Source organism: Blastococcus litoris, from assembly GCF_003075095.1.
Taxonomy (GTDB): Bacteria; Actinomycetota; Actinomycetes; order Mycobacteriales; family Geodermatophilaceae; genus Blastococcus_B; species Blastococcus_B litoris.
The window spans coordinates 1-465 of the sequence record NZ_QCZF01000057.1 but is presented as its reverse complement, the minus strand read 5'-3'; the positions used below and the strand labels follow the sequence as shown (position 1 = coordinate 465).

Sequence of the window (465 nt, the reverse complement as noted above, 5' to 3'; positions counted from 1 at the left end):
GACTACACGGGTATCTAATCCTGTTTGCTCCCCACGCTTTCGCACCTGAGCGTCAGTCTTCGTCCAGGGGGCCGCCTTCGCCACCGGTATTCCTCCAGATCTCTACGCATTTCACCGCTACACCTGGAATTCTACCCCCCTCTACGAGACTCAAGCTTGCCAGTATCAGATGCAGTTCCCAGGTTGAGCCCGGGGATTTCACATCTGACTTAACAAACCGCCTGCGTGCGCTTTACGCCCAGTAATTCCGATTAACGCTTGCACCCTCCGTATTACCGCGGCTGCTGGCACGGAGTTAGCCGGTGCTTCTTCTGCGGGTAACGTCAATGAGCAAAGGTATTAACTTTACTCCCTTCCTCCCCGCTGAAAGTACTTTACAACCCGAAGGCCTTCTTCATACACGCGGCATGGCTGCATCAGGCTTGCGCCCATTGTGCAATATTCCCCACTGCTGCCTCCCGTAGG

At 55.1% G+C, this 465-nt stretch carries 1 rRNA gene; it reads right to left on the bottom strand.

The window, feature by feature from the left end:
- Window positions 1-465 (bottom strand): 16S ribosomal RNA (locus DCS98_RS22595); the annotation flags it as partial.